This window comes from Homoserinimonas sp. A447, assembly GCF_054489325.1.
The window spans coordinates 2,095,322-2,114,188 of record NZ_JBTMWW010000001.1 but is presented as its reverse complement, the minus strand read 5'-3'; the positions used below and the strand labels follow the sequence as shown (position 1 = coordinate 2,114,188).

Genomic DNA, 18,867 nt, shown 5'->3' with positions numbered 1-18,867 from the left:
AAATGGTGGAGTCGATCGCACGCGTGCGACACATCCGCGTGACCCCCATGAAGGCTCGTCGCGTTGTCAACATGATCCGCGGCAAGCAGGCTCAGGAGGCCCTGGCCATCCTGAAGTTCGCCCCGCAGGGTGCGAGCGAGCCGGTGTACAAGCTGGTCGCATCAGCCATCGCCAATGCGCGAGTCAAGGCGGATGCCGCTAACACCTTCCTGGATGAGCAGGACCTGTTCGTCTCATCCGCATACGTCGACGAGGGTACGACCCTGAAGCGGTTCCAGCCGCGTGCTCAGGGCCGTGCGTTCCAGATCCTCAAGCGCACCAGCCACATCACCGTGGTCCTGGCCACGCCTGATGAGACCGACGCCCCCCAGAAGACGACTGCGAAGGCAGGAAAGAAGTAATGGGCCAGAAAGTAAATCCCTACGGTTTCCGTCTGGGAATCACCACCGACCACGCGTCGCGCTGGTTCTCCGACAGCACCAAGGTCGGTCAGCGTTACAGCGACTACGTGGCAGAGGATGTCCGTATCCGCGAGATGCTGAAGACATCCCTTGACCGCGCCGGCGTGGCGCGTATCGAGATCGAGCGCACCCGCGACCGCGTCCGTGTCGACATTCACACCGCCCGTCCGGGCATCGTGATCGGTCGTCGTGGAGCCGAGGCTGAGCGCATCCGCACCGACCTCGAGAAGCTGACCTCCAAGCAGATCCAGCTGAACATCCTCGAGGTGAAGAACCCCGAGGCTGAGGCTCAGCTGGTCGCGCAGGGGATCGCCGAGCAGCTTTCCGCTCGTGTGGCGTTCCGCCGCGCAATGCGCAAGGGTCTGCAGGGCGCCCAGCGTGCCGGCGCCAAGGGCGTTCGCATCCAGGTCTCCGGTCGCCTCGGCGGCGCGGAGATGAGCCGTTCCGAGTTCTACCGTGAGGGTCGGGTTCCGCTGCACACGCTGCGCGCCAACATCGACTACGGCTTCTACGAGGCCCGCACGACGTTCGGACGCATCGGTGTCAAGGTCTGGATCTACAAGGGCGACATCACCAACAAGGAACTTGCTCGCGAGCAGGCTAACGCCAAGTCTTCGCGCCCTGAGCGTCGCGGTGGCGACGACCGTCCCCGTCGGGGTGCCGGTGCAGGTGCCGCGCCTAAGGCCGAAGCCGCTCCAGTAGCAGCAGTAGGAGCAGAGGGCTAGTCATGTTGATTCCACGTAAGGTCAAGCACCGCAAGCAGCACCACCCGAGCCGTACCGGTCACGCGACCGGTGGCACGAAGGTGTCGTTCGGTGAGTATGGCATCCAGGCCATCACCCCCGCCTATGTGACGAACCGGCAGATCGAGGCAGCTCGTATCGCCATGACACGTCACATCAAGCGTGGTGGAAAGGTGTGGATCAACATCTACCCCGACCGCCCGCTGACCAAGAAGCCTGCCGAAACCCGCATGGGTTCCGGTAAGGGTTCGCCCGAGTGGTGGATCGCCAACGTCAAGCCGGGTCGCGTGCTCTTCGAGCTCGCCGGCGTTGACGAGACGGTCGCCCGCGAGGCACTCACCCGTGCCATCCACAAGCTTCCATTGAAGGCGCGCATCATCAAGCGCGAGGAGGGCGACGCATAATGGCGATCGGATCCAAGGAGCTCGCACCAGACGAACTCGACACTTTTGAAGACGATCGACTCGTCGACGAACTGAAGAAGGCCAAAGAGGAACTCTTCAACCTGCGCTTCCAGTCGGCCACCGGCCAGCTGGAGAGCCACGGACGCCTGCGCGCTGTCAAGCGCGACATCGCCCGCATCTACACGGTCATCCGTGAGCGCGAGCTGGGCATCCGGGCGACGCCCGCGCCGATTGAAGCCACTCCGAAGGCCACCAAGAAGACCAAGGCCAAGGCGTCCGACGCTCCAGCGTCGGAGGTCGAGCCTGCCGAGACCGCGGCGAGCAACGATTCCGCGACAAAGACCGAGGAGGCCAAGTAATGGCTAAGACCGATACTGCGAAGACCGCAGCACCAGTCGCCGACGAAGCCAAGCTCGTCCGCGGCTACCGCAAGACCGAGCGTGGTTACGTCGTCAGCGACAAGATGGACAAGACCATCGTCGTCGAGGTCGAGGACCGCGTGAAGCACCCGCTGTACGGCAAGGTCATCCGCCGCACCGAGAAGCGCAAGGTGCACGACGAGACCAACTCGGCCGGCATCGGCGACCTGGTTGTCATCAGTGAGACCCGCCCGCTGAGTGCATCAAAGCGTTGGCGCCTCGTCGAAATTCTCGAGAAGGCCAAGTAAGCCCCCGGGCTTGCTCTGAAAGGTAGAAGAGATGCTTCAGCAGGAATCCAGAGTCAAGGTCGCCGACAACACCGGCGCCAAGACGCTGCTCACGATTCGCGTTCTCGGCGGCTCCGGCCGTCGCTATGCCGGTTTGGGTGACGTCATCGTCGCCACGGTGAAGGACGCCATCCCGGGCGGCAACGTGAAGAAGGGTGACATCGTCAAGGCTGTCATCGTTCGGACCAAGAAAGAGACCCGTCGTCCCGACGGCTCATACATCAAGTTTGACGAGAATGCAGCGGTCATCCTGAAGGGCGACGGTGACCCCCGTGGCACCCGCATCTTCGGGCCGGTCGGTCGTGAACTCCGTGACAAGAAGTTCATGAAGATCATCTCGCTGGCACCGGAGGTTATTTAGTCATGGCGAACATCAAGAAGGGCGACGTCGTCCAGCTGATCAGCGGCCGCAGCCAGGCTCGCGGTGGCGACCGAGGCAAGCAGGGCCGTGTGCTCGAGGTGTTTGTTGACAAGAACAAGGTCATCGTCGAGGGCATCAACTACGTCACCAAGCACAGCCGTGTCGGCCAGTCGCAGCGGGGCACGAAGACCGGTGGCATCGAGACGTTCGAGGCTCCCGTTCACATCTCCAATGTCGCCCTGGTTGACCCAGAGACCAAGAAGCCGACCCGCGTCGGCTTCCGCAACGAGGTAGTGGAGAAGGACGGCGTTTCCAAGACCGTCCGCGTCCGCTACGCCAAGAAGTCAGGTAAGGACCTGTAATGACTGACACAGCAACTGTGACGACTGGCAAAATCCAGCCGCGCCTCAAGCTGAAGTACCGCAACGAGATTGCGGCACAACTGAAGAAGGACTTCGAGTTCACCAACGTGCACCAGGTGCCCGGCATCGTCAAGGTTGTCGTGAACACCGGTGTCGGTGAGGCTGCCCGCGACGGCAAGATCATCGATGGCGCCGTCAAGGACCTCACCGCGATCACCGGCCAGAAGCCGCAGGTCACTGCTGCTCGCAAGTCGATCGCCCAGTTCAAGCTGCGTGAGGGCCAGCCGATCGGCGCACACGTCACGCTTCGCGGCGACCGCGCCTGGGAGTTCCTCGACCGCCTGATCACGCTCGCGCTTCCGCGTATCCGTGACTTCCGGGGCTTGAGCGACAAGCAGTTCGATGGCCACGGCAACTACACCTTCGGCCTCAACGAGCAGTCGATGTTCCACGAGATCGACCAGGACAAGATCGACCGCGTGCGCGGCTTCGACATCACAATCGTGACCACCGCGAAGAACGACGCGGAAGGACGCGCGCTGCTCAAGGCGCTCGGCTTCCCGTTCCGCAACGCAGAGAACACTCCCTAGCATTACCAACGCTCCACCGATCGACCAGGTCGGCATTCGTGCACCGGATGTCGAAACCAATCGAGATTAGGAAACAAACCACATGACAATGACAGATCCGGTCGCAGACTTGCTGACCAGACTGCGCAACGCGAATTCGGCGTACCACGAGACCGTGTCGATGCCGAACAGCAAGCTCAAGTCCCACATCGCCCAGATCCTCAAGTCTGAGGGTTACATCGGCGACTGGAAGGTTGAGGATGCCCGCGTTGGCACCACGCTCACCATCGACCTGAAGTACGGCCCGAACCGCGAGCGCTCCATTGCGGGCATCAAGCGCGTTTCGAAGCCCGGCCTTCGCGTCTACGCAAAGTCGACGGAGATCCCCCGCGTTCTCGGTGGACTCGGCGTCGCTATCCTCTCGACCTCGTCTGGCCTCCTCACGGACCGCCAGGCCTCTAAGAAGGGCGTGGGTGGGGAAGTCCTCGCCTACGTGTGGTAATCCGTCATGTCACGTATTGGAAGACTTCCGATCGACATCCCGGCTGGTGTCGACATCAAGGTTGACGGTTCAGCCGTCACCGTCAAGGGCCCGAAGGGTGAGCTGTCGCTCACCGTCGCAAGCCCCATCGAGGTGAAGGTCGAGGACAGCCAGGTTCTGGTCACCCGCCCGGACGATGAGCGCGAATCGCGTTCGCTGCACGGTCTGACCCGCACCCTGATCCACAACCAGATCATCGGTGTCACCGAGGGCTATTCCAAGGGCCTCGAGATCGTCGGAACCGGTTATCGCGTGGCGGCGAAGGGCAACTCGCTCGAGTTCGCCCTCGGCTTCTCCCACTCGATCACGGTCGATCCCCCCGCAGGCATCTCCTTTGCCGTTGAAGGCAACACCAAGCTGACGATGCACGGCATCGACAAGCAGGCTGTCGGAGAGGCCGCCGCAAACATTCGCAAGCTGCGCAAGCCAGAGCCCTACAAGGGCAAGGGCGTTCGCTATGCAGGCGAGGTAGTCCGCCGCAAGGCCGGAAAGAGTGGTAAATAATCATGGCTCTCGGAACTAGAGGTAAGAGCAAGTCTGCTGCCAAGGCTCGCAGGCACGCACGCCTTCGCAAGAAGGTTGTCGGCACCGAGGCGCGTCCGCGCCTGGTCGTCACCCGCTCGGCTCGTCACGTCTTCGTGCAGGTCGTCGATGACAGCAAGGGACACACCCTCGCGTCGGCGTCGACCATGGAGACCGACCTGCGCGGACTCGACGGCGACAAGACCGCAAAGGCACGCAAGGTGGGCGAGCTCGTCGCCGAGCGCGCCAAGGCCGCCGGCGTAGCCGACGTCGTATTTGACCGTGGTGGTAGCCGTTACGCAGGACGCGTTGCGGCGATCGCCGAGGGAGCTCGAGAGGGTGGATTGAACCTGTGAGCGACGAAACAACTAACAAGGAGAAGGCTGTGGCTGAAGTTGCTGAAGTCGTAGCGCCGGTGGAAACCGCCGCAGCGACCGAGCCCGCCAAGAACGAGCCTCGTGAGGCCCGTCGTGGTGGACGCGAGCGCAACCCGAACCAGCAGCGTGGGAGCCGCGACTCTGACAAGAGCCAGTTCCTCGAACGCGTTGTGACCATCAACCGCGTCTCCAAGGTCGTGAAGGGTGGTCGTCGCTTCAGCTTCACCGCCCTCGTGGTCGTCGGTGACGGTAACGGCATGGTCGGCGTTGGCTACGGCAAGGCACGTGAAGTGCCTACCGCGATCTCGAAGGGCGTCGAAGAGGCGAAGAAGAACTTCTTCCGCGTTCCCCGCGTCGGCAAGTCCATCCCGCACCCGGTGCAGGGTGAGGCCGCTGCAGGCGTCGTCCTCCTTCGCCCGGCTGCTGCCGGTACCGGTGTTATCGCCGGTGGTCCGGTTCGCGCCGTACTCGAGTGCGCCGGAATCCACGACGTGCTGAGCAAGTCGCTTGGTTCTTCCAACACGATCAACATCGTTCACGCCACGGTCACCGCATTGAAGGCGCTCGAAGAGCCGTCCGCAGTTGCTGCCCGCCGTGGTCTTCCGATCGAGGATGTCGTTCCGGAGCAGATCCTGCGCATCCAGGCCGCGACGGCCAAGGCCGACGCCACAGCGAAGGCAGGTATCTGATGGCTCGCCTGAAGGTAACCCAGATCAAGTCCAAAATCAGTGAAAAGCAAAACCAGCGCGACACCCTGCGCAGCTTGGGACTCAAGCGCATCGGCGATTCCGTCGTCAGGGAAGACAACTCGCAGAACCGCGGGTACGTCAACACGGTCGCTCACCTGGTGAAGGTCGAGGAGATTGACTAATGGCTGACGAAAAGAAGCCAACGAAGGCGACCGCCGAGAAGGCGGATGCCCCGAAGAAGGCTCCAGCGAAGGCTGCGGCCGCCAAGTCCAAGGCTCCGGCCAAGGCCGCTGCAGCGAAGACGGATGCCCCGAAGAAGGCTCCGGCAAAGGCTGCCGCCGCCAAGTCTGAAACGAAGGCTCCAGCGAAGGCTGCTGCCGCGAAGTCCGAGACGAAGGCACCGGCGAAGGCTGCTGCTGCCAAGTCGGAGACCAAGGCACCCGCTGCCAAGTCGACTGCCGCAAAGGCTGAGACCAAGGCAAGCGAGTCCAAGGCGAGTGAGTCCAAGTCGGAGACGAAGGCTCCCGCCAAGGCTGCTGCGCCCAAGGCTGCTGCTAAGAAGGCACCCAAGGACGAGGTCGAAGCTCGCCCCCAGGTGCTGAAGATGCACCACCTGCGTCCGGCGCCTGGTGCCAAGACCGCTAAGACGCGTGTTGGCCGTGGTGAAGCGTCCAAGGGCAAGACTGCCGGCCGTGGAACCAAGGGAACCAAGGCCCGCTACCAGGTGCGTATCGGGTTCGAGGGTGGCCAGATGCCGCTGCACATGCGTACCCCGAAGCTGCGCGGGTTCAAGAACCCGTTCCGCGTCGAGTACCAGGTCGTCAATCTCGAGAAGCTCGGCGAGCTCTACCCCTCCGGTGGCGACGTCACCGTCAGCGACCTGGTCGCCAAGGGTGCGGTTCGCAAGAACGAAAAGGTCAAGGTTCTTGGCTCGGGTGAGATTGCGGTTAAGCTGAACGTTGCAGTAGACAAGGTCTCCGGCTCAGCTGAGTCGAAGATCGTCGCAGCGGGCGGCTCCGTCAAGTAGTCGTTCGGGTGGCCCTGCAGAGGGCCACCCGGTTGGCTCACCCGAAATACACCAGGAGGCCTCGTGTTCAGAGCAATCGCGCGTATTTTTCGCACGCCCGATCTTCGCCGCAAAATCGGCTTCACGATCGGCATCATCGCGTTGTTCCGGCTGGGGTCCTTCATCCCCACGCCGTTCATCGACTACGGCAACGTGCAGTCGTGCCTCGCTGGCGGACAGGGCGCATCCGGCCTCTATGAGCTGGTAAACCTCTTCAGCGGCGGCGCGCTCCTGCAGCTCTCCGTCTTCGCGCTGGGCATCATGCCCTACATCACCGCGTCGATCATCGTGCAACTGCTGCGCGTGGTCATCCCACACTTCGACGCCCTGTACAAGGAAGGTCAGGCCGGCCAGTCCACCCTGACCCAGTACACGCGCTACCTGACCATCGCACTCGCGGTGCTCCAGTCGACCACCCTGGTCACCGTCGCCCGCAGCGGAACGCTGTTCGGGGCATCCGGTGCAGCCGAGTGTTCCGCACTCATCACCAACGAGGCCTGGTACGCCATCCTGCTCATGGTCATCACCATGACCGCGGGAACCGGCCTCATCATGTGGATGGGCGAGCTCATCACCGAGCGCGGCATCGGCAACGGCATGTCGCTGCTGATCTTCATCTCGATCGCCGCAACCTTCCCGACCGCCCTCTGGGGAATCGCGGAGTCGCGCAACTTCGAGACCTTCCTCATGGTGCTCGCCGTGGGAATCGGGATCATGTTCGCCGTCGTCTTCGTCGAGCAGTCGCAGCGCCGCATTCCGGTGCAATACGCGAAGCGGATGGTCGGCCGACGTACCTACGGTGGCAACAACACCTACATCCCGATCAAGGTCAACATGGCCGGCGTCATCCCGGTCATCTTCGCCTCGTCGCTGCTCTACCTGCCCGCACTGGTTGCCCAGTTCAACCAGCCGGCAACCGGTGAGCTTCCGGCGCCGTGGGTCACCTGGGTCACCGAGAACCTGACCTCGGGCGACAGCGCGCTGTATATGCTCGTCTACTTCCTGCTCAACGTCGGCTTCACCTACTTCTACGTCGCCATCACCTTCAACCCGGAGGAAGTGGCAGACAACATGAAGAAGTACGGCGGATTCATTCCGGGCATCCGTGCGGGTCGTCCGACCGCCGAGTACCTCGACTATGTGCTGACCCGCATCACCCTTCCAGGCTCGCTGTACCTCGGTATCGTCGCCCTGATCCCACTGTTCGCACTTGCGATGGTCGGCGCCAACATGAACTTCCCGTTCGGTGGAGCCAGCATCCTGATCATCGTCGGTGTCGGACTTGAGACGGTGAAACAGATCGACTCCCAGCTCCAGCAACGCCACTACGAGGGACTCCTTCGTTGAGCCGGCTGTTGATTGTCGGGCCACCCGGCGCAGGTAAGGGAACCCAGGCGGCACGGCTCACGGAGAACTACGGCATTCCGGCCATCGCCACCGGTGACATCTTCCGCTACAACATCAAGAACGAAACGCCGCTCGGTGTCGAGGTCAAGGCCATCGTCGACGCCGGCGACTACGTTCCAGACAGCCTGACCAACGCCCTGGTCAGCAGCCGCCTGGACGAAGAGGATGCCCGTGACGGGTTCCTGCTCGACGGCTACCCGCGCACCCTCGATCAGGTGGGGTTTCTCGACCGACTGCTGGCCGCCAAGGGACAAAGCCTCGATGCGGTGATCCAGTTGGTTGCAGACACGGATGCCGTGGTCGCCCGCCTGCGCCGCCGCGCGATCGAACAGGGCCGGGTCGACGACTCGGAAGAGGCGATCCGCCACCGCCAGGACGTCTACGCCCGCGAGACCATGCCGCTGATCGCCGTCTATCGCGACCGCGACCTGCTTATCGAGGTCGACGGCCTGGGGGAGATCGACGACGTGAGCCAGCGCATCGCCGTCGCCCTCGCCGCTCGTGGAGTTCACCCGGTCGCCCGGGAAGCCCAGTAGGCCGAGCTATCCCTGTGAGCCTGCGCAAGAGCATTTACAAGTCACCGGCCCAGCTTCGGCTGATGGTCGCCCCCGGCCTGCTCACCGCTCAGGCGCTGGACGCGGTTCGTGCAGCGATCCGTCCCGGTGTCACCACGGGTGAACTGGATGCCATTGCCGAGAAGGTCATTCGTGATGGCGGGGGAGAGCCGAACTTCGCGCTGGTGCCCGGTTACCGGCACACGGTCTGTGCATCCGTCAATGAGGACGTGGTGCACGGAATTCCTGGCGACCGCGTTCTCCAGCCCGGCGACATCGTGTCCATCGACTGCGGTGCGCAGGTGGACGGCTGGAACGGCGACGCCGCATTCACCGTGGTTCTTCCCGATGCCAACCGCCCGGAACTGGTCGCGCAACGGGAGCTTCTGTCCGAAGTGACCGAGGGTTCACTGTGGCGGGGGATCGCTGCCCTGGCACAGGCGCGTCACCTGAACGAAGTCGGGGACGCGATCGAGGAGTACATCGAGTCGCACCCGTCCCGTGCAGACGGAACGGTCTTCGGCATCCTGGAGGACTACGTCGGCCACGGCATCGGCCGGTCGATGCACGAAGCACCGCCGGTGTTCAACTATCGCGTGCGCGAGCGGGGTCCGGCAGTGAAGCCCGGACTGGCCGTCGCGATCGAGCCGATGGTCACCCTGGGTGGCATCGACACGTTCACCCGGGAAGACGACTGGACGGTGGCGACCAGCGACGGAACATCGGCCTCCCACTGGGAGCACTCGGTTGCGGTGCACGCCGACGGCATCTGGGTGCTGACCTCACACGACGGTGGCGCGTCCGAGCTCGCGCCCCTCGGCGTGATCCCGGTTCCCATTCCCTAGGCAGGTTTCGATACGGCCGCGGGCGGCCTACTCAACCCACAGGGGTGCGGATCGAATTCGCGAAACGCCGCAGAATAGCCTAGGATTGTCCCTTGGTGTCTTATGGCCGTTTCTGCGAGCCACTTCCCGGGTGACCGGGCTCGACACCACAATCCAACGCACGACCAGCAAACAATACATTTAGCGATGAAAAGGTTATGGCCAAAAAAGACGGTGTCATCGAGATCGAGGGCGCAGTAGTTGAAGCTCTGCCCAACGCGATGTTTCGCGTTGAGTTGACGAACGGCCATAAAGTTCTTGCTCACATTTCGGGGAAGATGCGGCAGCACTACATCCGCATCCTGCCCGAAGACCGTGTGATCGTGGAACTGAGCCCATACGACCTGACCAGGGGTCGGATCGTCTACCGCTACAAGTAGTGCCGTAACAAGCGCCTGCTGGAAAGTAACGGCCCGCAGCACACTGCGGGTACGAAGACAGCGAAAATCAAGGAAACACAATGAAGGTCAACCCCAGCGTCAAGCCGATCTGCGAGCACTGCAAGGTGATTCGTCGCAACGGCGTCGTCATGGTCATCTGCAAGTCCAACGCCCGCCACAAGCAGCGTCAGGGTTAGCTGCCGGCTGGTCGAGCTTGTCGAGACCTCGGCGACGAGTAGCTCGTCAGTGAGATCTCGACAAGCTCGTTCAGCGAAAGACAACTGAATACAGAAAATACAGAAAGCAACACCAGAAGTTCCGCCAGCGGAACGGACACCATCGGTTGGAGGCCGGTGTACCGGTGTTGTGACAGACCTCCACTCATCATTTGAGGAGAAGCCATCATGGCTCGTCTAGCAGGAGTAGACATCCCGCGCGATAAGCGCGTCGAAGTCGCACTTACCTACATCTACGGTGTTGGCCGCACGAAGTCGCTCAAAGCGCTTGCGGACACCGGAATCAGCGGCGAGATCCGCGTCAAGGATCTCACCGACGAACAGCTGATTGCCCTTCGCGATTACATCGAGGGCAACTACAAGGTTGAGGGTGACCTTCGCCGTGAGGTCGCTGCCGACATCCGCCGCAAGGTCGAGATCGGAAGCTACCAGGGCATCCGTCACCGTCGCGGCCTGCCCGTGCACGGACAGCGCACCAAGACCAACGCTCGCACCCGCAAGGGTCCGAAGCGCACCGTCGCCGGCAAGAAGAAGGCCCGATAGCAGCCATTCGGCTCGCATCGCCAAACACAGTCTTAGGAGAGAACATTGGCAGCACCAAAATCGGCCGCTCGTAAGCCGCGTCGCAAGGAAAAGAAGAACGTCGCCGTGGGCCAGGCCCACATCAAGTCGACCTTCAACAACACGATCGTCACCATCACCGACCCGACCGGTGCGGTCCTGAGCTGGTCGTCATCCGGCGTCGTCGGCTTCAAGGGCTCGCGCAAGTCCACCCCGTACGCCGCGCAGATGTCGGCTGAGTCCGCTGCACGCCAGGCGCAGGAGCACGGCGTCAAGAAGGTCGATGTCTTCGTCAAGGGACCGGGTTCAGGTCGCGAGACGGCGATCCGTTCACTTCAGGCAGCAGGCCTCGAGGTCGGCTCGATCAACGACGTCACCCCGCAGGCGCACAACGGTTGCCGCCCGCCGAAGCGCAGAAGGGTCTAAGGCGCCGTCAGGCGCAGACCCCTCTGCGGGTCGAGTAGCGAGCGCCAGCGAGCGTATCGAGACACCGGGTTCGAGCAAGTCGTACCGAGGTTTCGATACGGGCCTGGCGGCCCTACTCAATCCACAGATTTCGACCACAACTCAACATGAATACCAGCGGGCCAGCCACCCGTTGAAACGCCTAAGTGTCAAATAGCGGACACTTTGCCGAAAGGAATACACGTGCTCATTGCACAGCGTCCCACCCTGACCGAAGAGAACATCTCCGAGTTCCGTTCACGGTTCATCATCGAACCGCTGGAACCCGGATTCGGTTACACCCTCGGAAACTCCCTCCGTCGCACCCTCCTGTCGTCGATCCCCGGAGCCGCTGTCACCAGCATCCGCATCGACGGCGTGCTCCACGAGTTCAGCACCATCGCAGGCGTGAAAGAGGACGTCACCGAGATCATCCTGAACATCAAGGGCCTGGTCGTCTCAAGCGAGCACGACGAGCCGATCACCGCCTACCTGCGCAAGCAGGGTGCAGGGCAGGTCACCGCAGCCGACATCTCGGCTCCGGCGGGTGTTGAGATCCACAACCCGGAACTGCTCATCGCCACCCTGAACGACAAGGCGAAGTTCGAGCTCGAGCTGACCATCGAGCGTGGCCGCGGCTACGTGTCGGCGACGCAGAACCGCAACGAGTACAGCGAGGCCGGCCAGGTTCCGATCGACTCGATCTACTCGCCCGTGCTGAAGGTGACCTACCGCGTCGAGGCGACTCGTGCCGGTGAGCGCACCGACTTCGACCGCCTGGTGGTGGATGTCGAGACCAAGTCGGCGATCACCCCTCGCGACGCGATCGCATCCGCCGGCAAGACCCTGGTCGAGCTGTTCGGCCTGGCGCGCGAGCTCAACTCGGCAGCTGAAGGTATCGAGATCGGCCCGGCTCCGGTCGATGCTGTTCTCTCCACCGAGCTCAGCATGCCGATCGAAGACCTCGACCTCTCTGTGCGCAGCTACAACTGCCTCAAGCGCGAGGGCATCAACAACGTCAGTGAACTGGTCGCCCTCTCGGAGACGCAGCTCATGAACATCCGCAACTTCGGTCAGAAGTCGGTGGATGAGGTGAAGGACAAGCTGGTGGAGATGGGCCTGTCGCTGAAGGACACCGTTCCCGGGTTCGATGGCGCGCACTTCTACAGCTACGACGACGCCGACGAGAGCAACTAGGTCCGTCGCTCGCGACTGGCTGAGACCACTTTGATTCTGGAGATTTAGAAAATGCCAAAGCCCACAAAGGGTGCCCGCCTCGGAGGAGGCCCGGCCCACGAACGCCTGATGCTGCGCAACCTCGCCGCATCGCTGTTCACCCACAAGTCGATCAAGACCACCGAGATGCGTGCCAAGCGCCTGCGCCCGGTCGCCGAGCGAATGATCACCTTCGCCAAGCGCGGAGACCTGCACTCGCGCCGCCGCGTACTCGGTATGATCAGCGACAAGACTGTCGTGCACGAACTCTTCACCGAGATCGCGCCGCTGGTCGCTGACCGCCAGGGCGGCTACACCCGCATCACGAAGCTCGGCTTCCGCAAGGGCGACAACGCGTCGATGGTGCAGATGGAGCTCGTTCTCGAGCCGGTCAACGCCAAGCCGAAGGCGAAGGCGACCACCAAGGCGGAGAAGCCGGCGAAGGCCGCTCCTGTCGAGGAGACTGTTGCCGAGGTCGCGGATGACGTGACCACGGAGCCGGAGGCCACCGAGGTTCCCATCGAGAACACGGCTGAGCCGGTTGACGAGGCTTCGGTCGAGGCTGCGGATGCTGCTGCACAGGAAGCGCAGGGCGCGAACCCTCCCGTCCAGGGGCAGGGCAAGAAGTAGTCCACTAAGACTCTGGTTCGGGCTCCGCTGAGAAGCGGGGCCCGAACTGCGTTAACGCAGGCGCTAGCGGCGAGCGAGTGCGGCGAGGCGGGGAAGCTGTTCGGGGTCGCCGAGCGCTGAGCCGACAGCCACGACGTGCGCGCCGCCGGCGAGGAAATCCTCGGCGTTGGACGCATCCATCCCTCCGGTGGCCACGAACTTCGCACCCGGGAACGGCCCGGCCATCATGCCGAACCATCGGGGGCCGAGTAGCGCTGCCGGAAACGCCTTCAGCCAGGTGAGCCCGTCTTTCATGGCCGCCTGCACTTCCGAGGCTGTCGCGACGCCAGGCAGTGGCGGCATGCCGGCTTCGAACGACGCATGGGAGACCGTCAGGTCGTAGCCGGGACTCACCGTGAAGGCGGCGCCTGCCATCCGTGCCTGCCTCACGTGGTCGAGGCTGACGACGGTTCCGGCGCCGACCGGCTTGCCGATCGCCTCCCCGGCTTCGACGACCGCGCGTAGCGCATCGACGTCTTCGTGGGACTGGATCGGTACTTCGACGCAATCGATTCCGAGTTCCCAAGCCTGTTGCGCCAGGGCAACACTCTTCTCGGCGCCGAAGCCGCGCAGGATCGCCATCAGTCGCTGGCCCTCGAACAGTTCCGCCAGTTGTGCGTTGGAGATCGTGGTCATCAGTTTTCCCTCTCGTCCAGGTGGTTGTCGGCGACGTAGTCACTCAGCGACCTCAGCACCAATGCGGCCCGCTGGTGGCCGGCGGTCAGGCGGTCGAACGCTTCCCGTCCGTCGAGGTCGGCGGCCAGGTACCCGGCGGCGAAGGCATCACCGGCGCCGACGGCTTCGATGACGTCGACTTTCAGCGCGGGCACAAAGAGTTCGCCCTCGGCGGAGTATTCGGTCGCGCCAACGTCCGAGTCCTTGATCACGAGCCTGCTGGGGGCGTGAAGAATGGCGCGCACCTCATCGGGCGTCTGCGTACCCCAGAGGGTCTCCGCTTCGTCCAGGCCCACGAATACCACATCCGCCCGCTGGGCCAGCCGATGCAGTCGCGGCGCAGCTTCGGCCACGCTCCACAGCGCCGGCCGGTAGTTGACGTCGAAGCTCACCAGTGTGCTGGTCTCCTCGAGACGATCGAGCACGGAGTCGATGAGCGCGCTGCAGCTCGCGGAGAGCGCTGGTGTGATTCCGGAGACGTGCACCAGCTTGGCGTCCAGCAAGGGAACCTGCTCGAGGATGCTGGGGTCCAGAGTGGATGCGGCGGAACCACGGCGGTAATAGAGCACGCCGTCTCCCGGGTTCTTGAAGTACACGCCGGTGGGGGCGTCGCCGCTGACCTCCACCATGCTGGTGTCCACTCCGCGCGCCCGAATCATCGCGACGAGCCGGCGCCCGAGGGCGTCATCACCGACGCGACTCACCCAGGAGGCTTCGTGGCCGAGTGCGGCCAGGTGCGTGGCGACATTGGACTCTGCGCCCCCGATGTCGAGCCGGAACGCATCCGCTGCCTCCAACGACTCGTTGGTCGCCGGCGTCACCAACACCATGGTCTCGCCGATGGTGATGACGCGGTGCTTGGCGTGGGACGGCATCCATCAACTATCTCACTTGCTCACGTGGGCAGCGGTGCCAGCCCAAAGTCGCGGGGGCCGAGCAGCGGGGGAAGCTCAGAGAGGCGTTGAAGGGCATCGCGTACCGCACCCACGTAGACCCGTCCTCCCGCATCCCCCGGGTGGATCTGGTCGCGCGCGAGCAGTTGAAGTTGGCCGGAGATGGAGTCGCGCCAATTCGCCAACTCGACCGCCCGGTACTGTTGCGCGAAGTCGGAGAGGTTCGCGTTGACCCCTTCGGTCCACCACCGTGGCGCGAAGACGTTCACGAGCACCAGTTGGTGATCGGTGCCGGCCAACTCCCGAAGACGCGCGAGTGCGGCCACGTCGATCGGGCCGTTGGTGCCCAGCCCGATGACGACGGTTGGACGAAGGGTGCCAGCGGCGAGCATCGATTCAACGATTTGCGGTGCCTGGGACAGTTGCCGGGACACCGTAGCGTCGATCTGGATGCCCGGGAACGCGTTCTGCAGTTCGGTTGCCGACGCGAGCATCACGGAGTCGCCGATCGCGGTGATCTGGTCTCCGCCGGGGAGGGCGGCGGGCGCGCTCTCCTCCGGAGCCTCGGCCGCGGCATCCGTTGGCGGCGTCTGCCGCTCGACCGCCTGCTGCCCTGCCTCGATCTGGGTCTGGGCCGCCCCCTTGCCCGGATCGGCCACGATGCCGGCCACGGTGGTCGCGCTGCCGGCGAGAACCAGCATGCCGACTATCGCCACCCCGACGGCGCGCATCCCCGACCGGTTCCATTGCGAGGCGAAGCCGGCGAACGATGCCCGGACGCCGTTCCGCCGGATCGGCTGCTCCACGAACCGGTACGAGATGGCCGCAGCCACCACGGTGATGACGGCGGCGATGCCTCCGAGTATCCAGCCGCCCCCGCCCACTCTGGGCATCGTCGGCAGCACGCCGACGACGAGGACGAACACCGGCCAATGCCACAGGTACAGGCCGTAGGAGCGCTCGCCGATCCAGCGAAGCGGCTGGATGTCGAGGGCACGGCCGAGATACGAACCGGGGACGATGGAACCCAGGATGGCCAGAGCGCTGAGCAGTGCGACGACCGCCAGGCCGCCCTGATAGGCGAGTGCACCATCCGCTGCCAACAGGAAGGAGGCGACGATGAGTGCCGCGACCGCAGCCAGGCCGACCAGCGGGAGCACGACCTTCGGCGCACGACGCCACTCGGATGACTGCCGCGACCAGCCGGCTCCCAGCAGCGCGAGCACCGCGCCAAGGGTGAGGCCGAAGCTGTGGGTGTCGGTGCCGTAGTAGACGCGCGTCGCATCCGCCCCCGGCGCGAAGAGGATGGTCATGCCCACAGCGGATGCCACGGCCGCCACGGCCACGATCGTCACCCGGACCCAGCGGCGCCGGGTGAGCAGCAGGAGCAGCACGGCCAGGGGCCAGAGCAGGTAGAACTGCTCCTCGACGGCGAGCGACCAGAGGTTGCGAAGGAGCTCCGGGGTCGTCGCGTCGAAGTAGCTGCGGTCTGCAGCGATGGCGAGCCAGTTGCCGCTGAACGTTGCCGCTCCCAGCACTTGTTGCCCGAGCCCGACGAGCAGGTCGGAGCCGATCATCCACGCTGCTGTACAGCAGGTCAGCAGCAGGACGCCGAGAGCGGGAAGCAGCCGCCGCGCACGGCGGCGCCAGAAGTTGCCGAGAGCGATCCGGCCGTTCTTCGCGTGCTCGCTGAGCAGCAGGCTGGTGATCAGGAACCCGCTGATCACGAAGAAGATGTCGACGCCGAGGAACCCGCCGGGCAACGCGCCCGGCGTCAGGTGGAACAGGATGACGGTGATGACGGCGATCGCCCGCAGGCCGTCGAGCCCGGCGTACCGCGGCGTGGACGTGGGCGTGTGTGGGGTCTGCGAAATCGTCGCGGGCGTCGCGACGCGTTCAGGGGCAGAGGTCGTTGCAGCCATAAGAGTGTCTATCGATCGTCCTCTGAAGGATGCCGGTGGGTCAAACCCGACAACTGCTCGCTCATGAAAGTGCTCGTTCCGGAGGGAAGTGCCCCGCGGAACGGGCACTTTCCTCCGGAACGGGCACTATGGCGCGAATAGACTCGGGGCGTGCACGACGACGCGACCACCCGCATCCGCCTGGATGTCGCCTACGACGGCACCGACTTCTACGGCTGGACCAGGCAGCCCGGCATGCGGACCGTCCAGGGCGAGATCGAGGCGGCGTTCGGCGTGATCTTCCGGCGCCACCCGCCGATCCCCACCATGGTCGTTGCCGGGCGAACGGATGCCGGTGTGCACGCGACCGGGCAGGTCGCCCACGTAGACCTCACCCCCGACCAGCTGGAAAGCCTAGCCCGTCCCCGGCGCGGCAAGCTGGCCGGGCGGGTGTTCGACGGGCCGGCTTCGCTGGGGCGCCGGGTCAACGGCATCGCCGGGCTGAACAGCGACGTCCATGTGTCCCGCTCGGTTCTCGCACCCGACGGCTTCGATGCTCGTTTCTCCGCGGTGTGGCGCCGCTACCAGTACCGCATCGCCGACAACCTGGCGCCCCGGAACCCGATCGAACGCCGTCACACGGTCTGGTACCCGGCCGTGCTCGACGTCGACCTGATGAACCAGGCCGCCGCATCCCTCCTCGGACTGCACGATTGGGCAGCCTTCTGCAAACCGCGCGAGGGCGCCACCACCATCCGAACCCTGCAGCAGTTCAGCTGGTCGCGGCAGCCGGACGGGGTGCTGGTCGCCGAGGTGAAGGCTGACGCGTTCTGCCACAGCATGGTGCGCTCGCTGGTCGGTGCCTGTGTCGCCGTCGGCCAGGGCAACGTTCCTGCCGAACGCCTGGTCGGCATCCGCGACGAACAGCTCCGCGGAAGCGAGTTCAAGGTGATGCCGGCGAAGGGCCTCACCATGGTCGAAGTCGGGTATCCAGCGGATGATGGACTCGCCGCCCGCGCCGACCAGACCAGGGCGAGAAGGCAGGCTGACGAGGCGCCACCGATGCTGATTCCCAGGGCGGCAACCAGTTTGACCGACTGAGCACGCGTGAGCTAGAGTTGATCCTTGGTGTCAGCGTCTCCGTGCGCGGCATCCGATCATGAGCCCTCCACCGGCACCGTTCCCCCAACACTCTGTTGCGGAACGACCATCGGAGCGGGATTCACGAACATCTCATTTCGATCAGAAAGCAGCTTTACTGTGACGCGCACCTTTTCCCCCAAGCCCGAGGATGTCCAGCGCGACTGGGTCATCATCGACGCAACCGACGTAGTGCTCGGTCGTCTGGCCAGCCACGCGGCGACCTTGCTTCGCGGCAAGCACAAGCCGACCTTCGCCCCCCACATGGACATGGGCGACTTCGTCATCATCATCAACGCCGAGAAGGTTGCCCTCACCGGCTCCAAGCTCGCGCAGAAGAAGGCCTACCGCCACTCCGGTTACCCGGGCGGGCTCACGGCCACCACCTACTCCGAGATGCTCGAGAAGCACCCGACGCGTGCCGTCGAGAAGGCCATCCGTGGCATGCTTCCGAAGAACTCCATTGGTCGGGCGCAGCTCACCAAGCTCAAGGTCTACGCAGGCGCCGAGCACCCCCACGCTGCCCAGCAGCCCAAGACCTACACCCTCGGCCAGGTCGCGCAGTAGCGCGCGCCAGTACAAGCAAGGATTCCCACAACATGGCGAAGATTTCAGACTCCATCGACACCACCGCGCTGGCCCCGGAAAGCTATTCGACCGAGACGCCGGCATCGGAGGCCCCCGCGGCACCGCGTGCAGTGCTCAACGTCCCCGGCGCCGCAGTCGGCCGCCGCAAGCAGGCCATCGCCCGCGTGCGCATCAAGCCGGGCACCGGCACCTTCACCGTCAACGGTCGTGAGTTCGCGGAGTACTTCCCGAACAAGCTGCACCAGCAGCTGATCAACGACCCGTTCAAGGTTCTCGACCTCCTGGGAAGCTACGACGTGATCGCGAAGATCACCGGTGGCGGCCCCTCCGGCCAGGCCGGCGCACTGCGCCTCGCGATCGCCCGTTCGCTGAACGAGATCGACCGCGAGAACAACCGTCCCGCCCTCAAGAAGGCCGGCTTCCTGACTCGTGACGCCCGCGTCATCGAGCGCAAGAAGGCTGGTCTCAAGAAGGCCCGCAAGGCGTCGCAGTTCTCGAAGCGCTAAGCAACGCGCGGTA

29 protein-coding genes are annotated in these 18,867 nt (G+C 64.2%); 26 read left to right on the top strand and 3 right to left on the bottom strand.

Features of this window, described 5'->3' with window-relative positions; all coding sequences use genetic code 11:
* Positions 1-2 precede the first annotated feature (2 nt).
* The 23 genes from rplV (at position 3) to rplQ (ending at position 13,112) form a co-directional block, all read left to right on the top strand.
* On the top strand, positions 3-401 hold the full coding sequence (gene rplV, locus ACX3O0_RS10370) for a 50S ribosomal protein L22 (protein ID WP_459088579.1): 399 nt from the start codon (positions 3-5) through the stop codon (positions 399-401).
* A complete protein-coding gene (rpsC, locus tag ACX3O0_RS10365; protein ID WP_459088577.1) occupies positions 401-1,186 on the top strand; it encodes a 30S ribosomal protein S3 in 786 nt (261 codons plus the stop codon). The genes rplV and rpsC overlap by 1 nt, the downstream gene beginning before the upstream one ends.
* 2 nt (positions 1,187-1,188) lie before the next feature.
* Positions 1,189-1,608: a 50S ribosomal protein L16 gene (rplP, locus tag ACX3O0_RS10360; protein WP_459088575.1), complete on the top strand. Its 420-nt coding sequence runs from the start codon at positions 1,189-1,191 to the stop codon at positions 1,606-1,608.
* Complete coding sequence (gene rpmC, locus ACX3O0_RS10355; protein WP_459088573.1) at positions 1,608-1,967, top strand: 50S ribosomal protein L29; 360 nt, start codon at positions 1,608-1,610, stop codon at positions 1,965-1,967. The genes rplP and rpmC overlap by 1 nt, the downstream gene beginning before the upstream one ends.
* Positions 1,967-2,275: a 30S ribosomal protein S17 gene (rpsQ, locus tag ACX3O0_RS10350; RefSeq protein WP_459088571.1), complete on the top strand. Its 309-nt coding sequence runs from the start codon at positions 1,967-1,969 to the stop codon at positions 2,273-2,275. The genes rpmC and rpsQ overlap by 1 nt, the downstream gene beginning before the upstream one ends.
* A 31-nt stretch (positions 2,276-2,306) precedes the next feature.
* Positions 2,307-2,675, top strand: coding sequence for a 50S ribosomal protein L14 (rplN, locus tag ACX3O0_RS10345; RefSeq protein ID WP_459088569.1), 369 nt, complete (start codon positions 2,307-2,309; stop codon positions 2,673-2,675).
* Positions 2,676-2,677: 2 nt separating this feature from the next.
* The gene (gene rplX / locus ACX3O0_RS10340) at positions 2,678-3,037 is read left to right on the top strand and encodes a 50S ribosomal protein L24 (RefSeq protein ID WP_459088567.1); all 360 of its coding nucleotides are present in this window, start codon (positions 2,678-2,680) and stop codon (positions 3,035-3,037) included.
* A complete protein-coding gene (rplE, locus tag ACX3O0_RS10335; protein WP_459088565.1) occupies positions 3,037-3,627 on the top strand; it encodes a 50S ribosomal protein L5 in 591 nt (196 codons plus the stop codon). Before rplX ends, rplE begins: the two co-directional genes overlap by 1 nt.
* 82 nt (positions 3,628-3,709) lie before the next feature.
* Positions 3,710-4,108, top strand: coding sequence for a 30S ribosomal protein S8 (rpsH, locus tag ACX3O0_RS10330; protein ID WP_459088563.1), 399 nt, complete (start codon positions 3,710-3,712; stop codon positions 4,106-4,108).
* Between the two features lie 6 nt (positions 4,109-4,114).
* Entirely contained in the window at positions 4,115-4,651 is a 537-nt protein-coding gene (rplF, locus tag ACX3O0_RS10325) for a 50S ribosomal protein L6 (protein ID WP_459107651.1), read from the top strand.
* A gap of 2 nt (positions 4,652-4,653) precedes the next feature.
* Positions 4,654-5,025 (top strand): 50S ribosomal protein L18, encoded by a 372-nt coding sequence (gene rplR / locus ACX3O0_RS10320; protein ID WP_459088559.1) that lies wholly within the window; start codon positions 4,654-4,656, stop codon positions 5,023-5,025.
* Positions 5,022-5,735 carry a 30S ribosomal protein S5 gene (gene rpsE / locus ACX3O0_RS10315; RefSeq protein ID WP_459088557.1) on the top strand — a complete coding sequence of 238 codons (714 nt, stop codon included), beginning with the start codon at positions 5,022-5,024 and terminating at the stop codon, positions 5,733-5,735. Before rplR ends, rpsE begins: the two co-directional genes overlap by 4 nt.
* Entirely contained in the window at positions 5,735-5,917 is a 183-nt protein-coding gene (gene rpmD, locus ACX3O0_RS10310) for a 50S ribosomal protein L30 (RefSeq protein WP_459088555.1), read from the top strand. The genes rpsE and rpmD overlap by 1 nt, the downstream gene beginning before the upstream one ends.
* The gene (gene rplO, locus ACX3O0_RS10305; RefSeq protein WP_459107650.1) at positions 5,917-6,762 is read left to right on the top strand and encodes a 50S ribosomal protein L15; all 846 of its coding nucleotides are present in this window, start codon (positions 5,917-5,919) and stop codon (positions 6,760-6,762) included. Before rpmD ends, rplO begins: the two co-directional genes overlap by 1 nt.
* 63 nt (positions 6,763-6,825) lie before the next feature.
* Entirely contained in the window at positions 6,826-8,148 is a 1,323-nt protein-coding gene (secY, locus tag ACX3O0_RS10300) for a preprotein translocase subunit SecY (RefSeq protein ID WP_459088551.1), read from the top strand.
* A complete protein-coding gene (locus tag ACX3O0_RS10295) occupies positions 8,145-8,744 on the top strand; it encodes an adenylate kinase (protein ID WP_459088549.1) in 600 nt (199 codons plus the stop codon). Before secY ends, ACX3O0_RS10295 begins: the two co-directional genes overlap by 4 nt.
* 14 nt (positions 8,745-8,758) lie before the next feature.
* Positions 8,759-9,607, top strand: coding sequence for a type I methionyl aminopeptidase (map, locus tag ACX3O0_RS10290; RefSeq protein ID WP_459107649.1), 849 nt, complete (start codon positions 8,759-8,761; stop codon positions 9,605-9,607).
* A 197-nt stretch (positions 9,608-9,804) separates the two neighbouring features.
* Positions 9,805-10,026, top strand: coding sequence for a translation initiation factor IF-1 (gene infA / locus ACX3O0_RS10285; RefSeq protein WP_022883252.1), 222 nt, complete (start codon positions 9,805-9,807; stop codon positions 10,024-10,026).
* Between the two features lie 80 nt (positions 10,027-10,106).
* On the top strand, positions 10,107-10,223 hold the full coding sequence (gene rpmJ / locus ACX3O0_RS10280) for a 50S ribosomal protein L36 (protein WP_459088539.1): 117 nt from the start codon (positions 10,107-10,109) through the stop codon (positions 10,221-10,223).
* A 207-nt stretch (positions 10,224-10,430) separates the two neighbouring features.
* Positions 10,431-10,805, top strand: coding sequence for a 30S ribosomal protein S13 (gene rpsM, locus ACX3O0_RS10275; protein WP_459088537.1), 375 nt, complete (start codon positions 10,431-10,433; stop codon positions 10,803-10,805).
* A 45-nt stretch (positions 10,806-10,850) separates the two neighbouring features.
* The gene (rpsK, locus tag ACX3O0_RS10270; RefSeq protein WP_141880968.1) at positions 10,851-11,249 is read left to right on the top strand and encodes a 30S ribosomal protein S11; all 399 of its coding nucleotides are present in this window, start codon (positions 10,851-10,853) and stop codon (positions 11,247-11,249) included.
* 222 nt (positions 11,250-11,471) lie between these two features.
* Positions 11,472-12,464 carry a DNA-directed RNA polymerase subunit alpha gene (locus ACX3O0_RS10265; protein ID WP_459088534.1) on the top strand — a complete coding sequence of 331 codons (993 nt, stop codon included), beginning with the start codon at positions 11,472-11,474 and terminating at the stop codon, positions 12,462-12,464.
* 51 nt (positions 12,465-12,515) lie between these two features.
* Complete coding sequence (gene rplQ, locus ACX3O0_RS10260) at positions 12,516-13,112, top strand: 50S ribosomal protein L17 (RefSeq protein ID WP_459107648.1); 597 nt, start codon at positions 12,516-12,518, stop codon at positions 13,110-13,112.
* A 63-nt stretch (positions 13,113-13,175) separates the two neighbouring features.
* Here the strand turns inward: rplQ and ACX3O0_RS10255 are convergent, their stop codons facing one another.
* From ACX3O0_RS10255 to ACX3O0_RS10245, 3 genes are read right to left on the bottom strand one after another with little or no spacing between them, the layout of a single operon-like run.
* Positions 13,176-13,787 carry a bifunctional 4-hydroxy-2-oxoglutarate aldolase/2-dehydro-3-deoxy-phosphogluconate aldolase gene (locus tag ACX3O0_RS10255; protein ID WP_459088530.1) on the bottom strand — a complete coding sequence of 204 codons (612 nt, stop codon included), beginning with the start codon at positions 13,785-13,787 and terminating at the stop codon, positions 13,176-13,178.
* On the bottom strand, positions 13,787-14,701 hold the full coding sequence (locus tag ACX3O0_RS10250; RefSeq protein WP_459107647.1) for a sugar kinase: 915 nt from the start codon (positions 14,699-14,701) through the stop codon (positions 13,787-13,789). The genes ACX3O0_RS10255 and ACX3O0_RS10250 overlap by 1 nt, the downstream gene beginning before the upstream one ends.
* 20 nt (positions 14,702-14,721) lie before the next feature.
* Positions 14,722-16,641 carry an acyltransferase family protein gene (locus ACX3O0_RS10245; protein WP_459107646.1) on the bottom strand — a complete coding sequence of 640 codons (1,920 nt, stop codon included), beginning with the start codon at positions 16,639-16,641 and terminating at the stop codon, positions 14,722-14,724.
* A 150-nt stretch (positions 16,642-16,791) separates the two neighbouring features.
* Here ACX3O0_RS10245 and truA point away from each other — a divergent pair, with 150 nt between their 5' ends.
* The 3 genes from truA (at position 16,792) to rpsI (ending at position 18,854) form a co-directional block, all read left to right on the top strand.
* Positions 16,792-17,721, top strand: coding sequence for a tRNA pseudouridine(38-40) synthase TruA (truA, locus tag ACX3O0_RS10240; protein WP_459088524.1), 930 nt, complete (start codon positions 16,792-16,794; stop codon positions 17,719-17,721).
* Between the two features lie 159 nt (positions 17,722-17,880).
* Complete coding sequence (gene rplM, locus ACX3O0_RS10235) at positions 17,881-18,327, top strand: 50S ribosomal protein L13 (protein ID WP_459088522.1); 447 nt, start codon at positions 17,881-17,883, stop codon at positions 18,325-18,327.
* A gap of 32 nt (positions 18,328-18,359) precedes the next feature.
* A complete protein-coding gene (rpsI, locus tag ACX3O0_RS10230; RefSeq protein WP_459107645.1) occupies positions 18,360-18,854 on the top strand; it encodes a 30S ribosomal protein S9 in 495 nt (164 codons plus the stop codon).
* Positions 18,855-18,867: the final 13 nt, after the last annotated feature.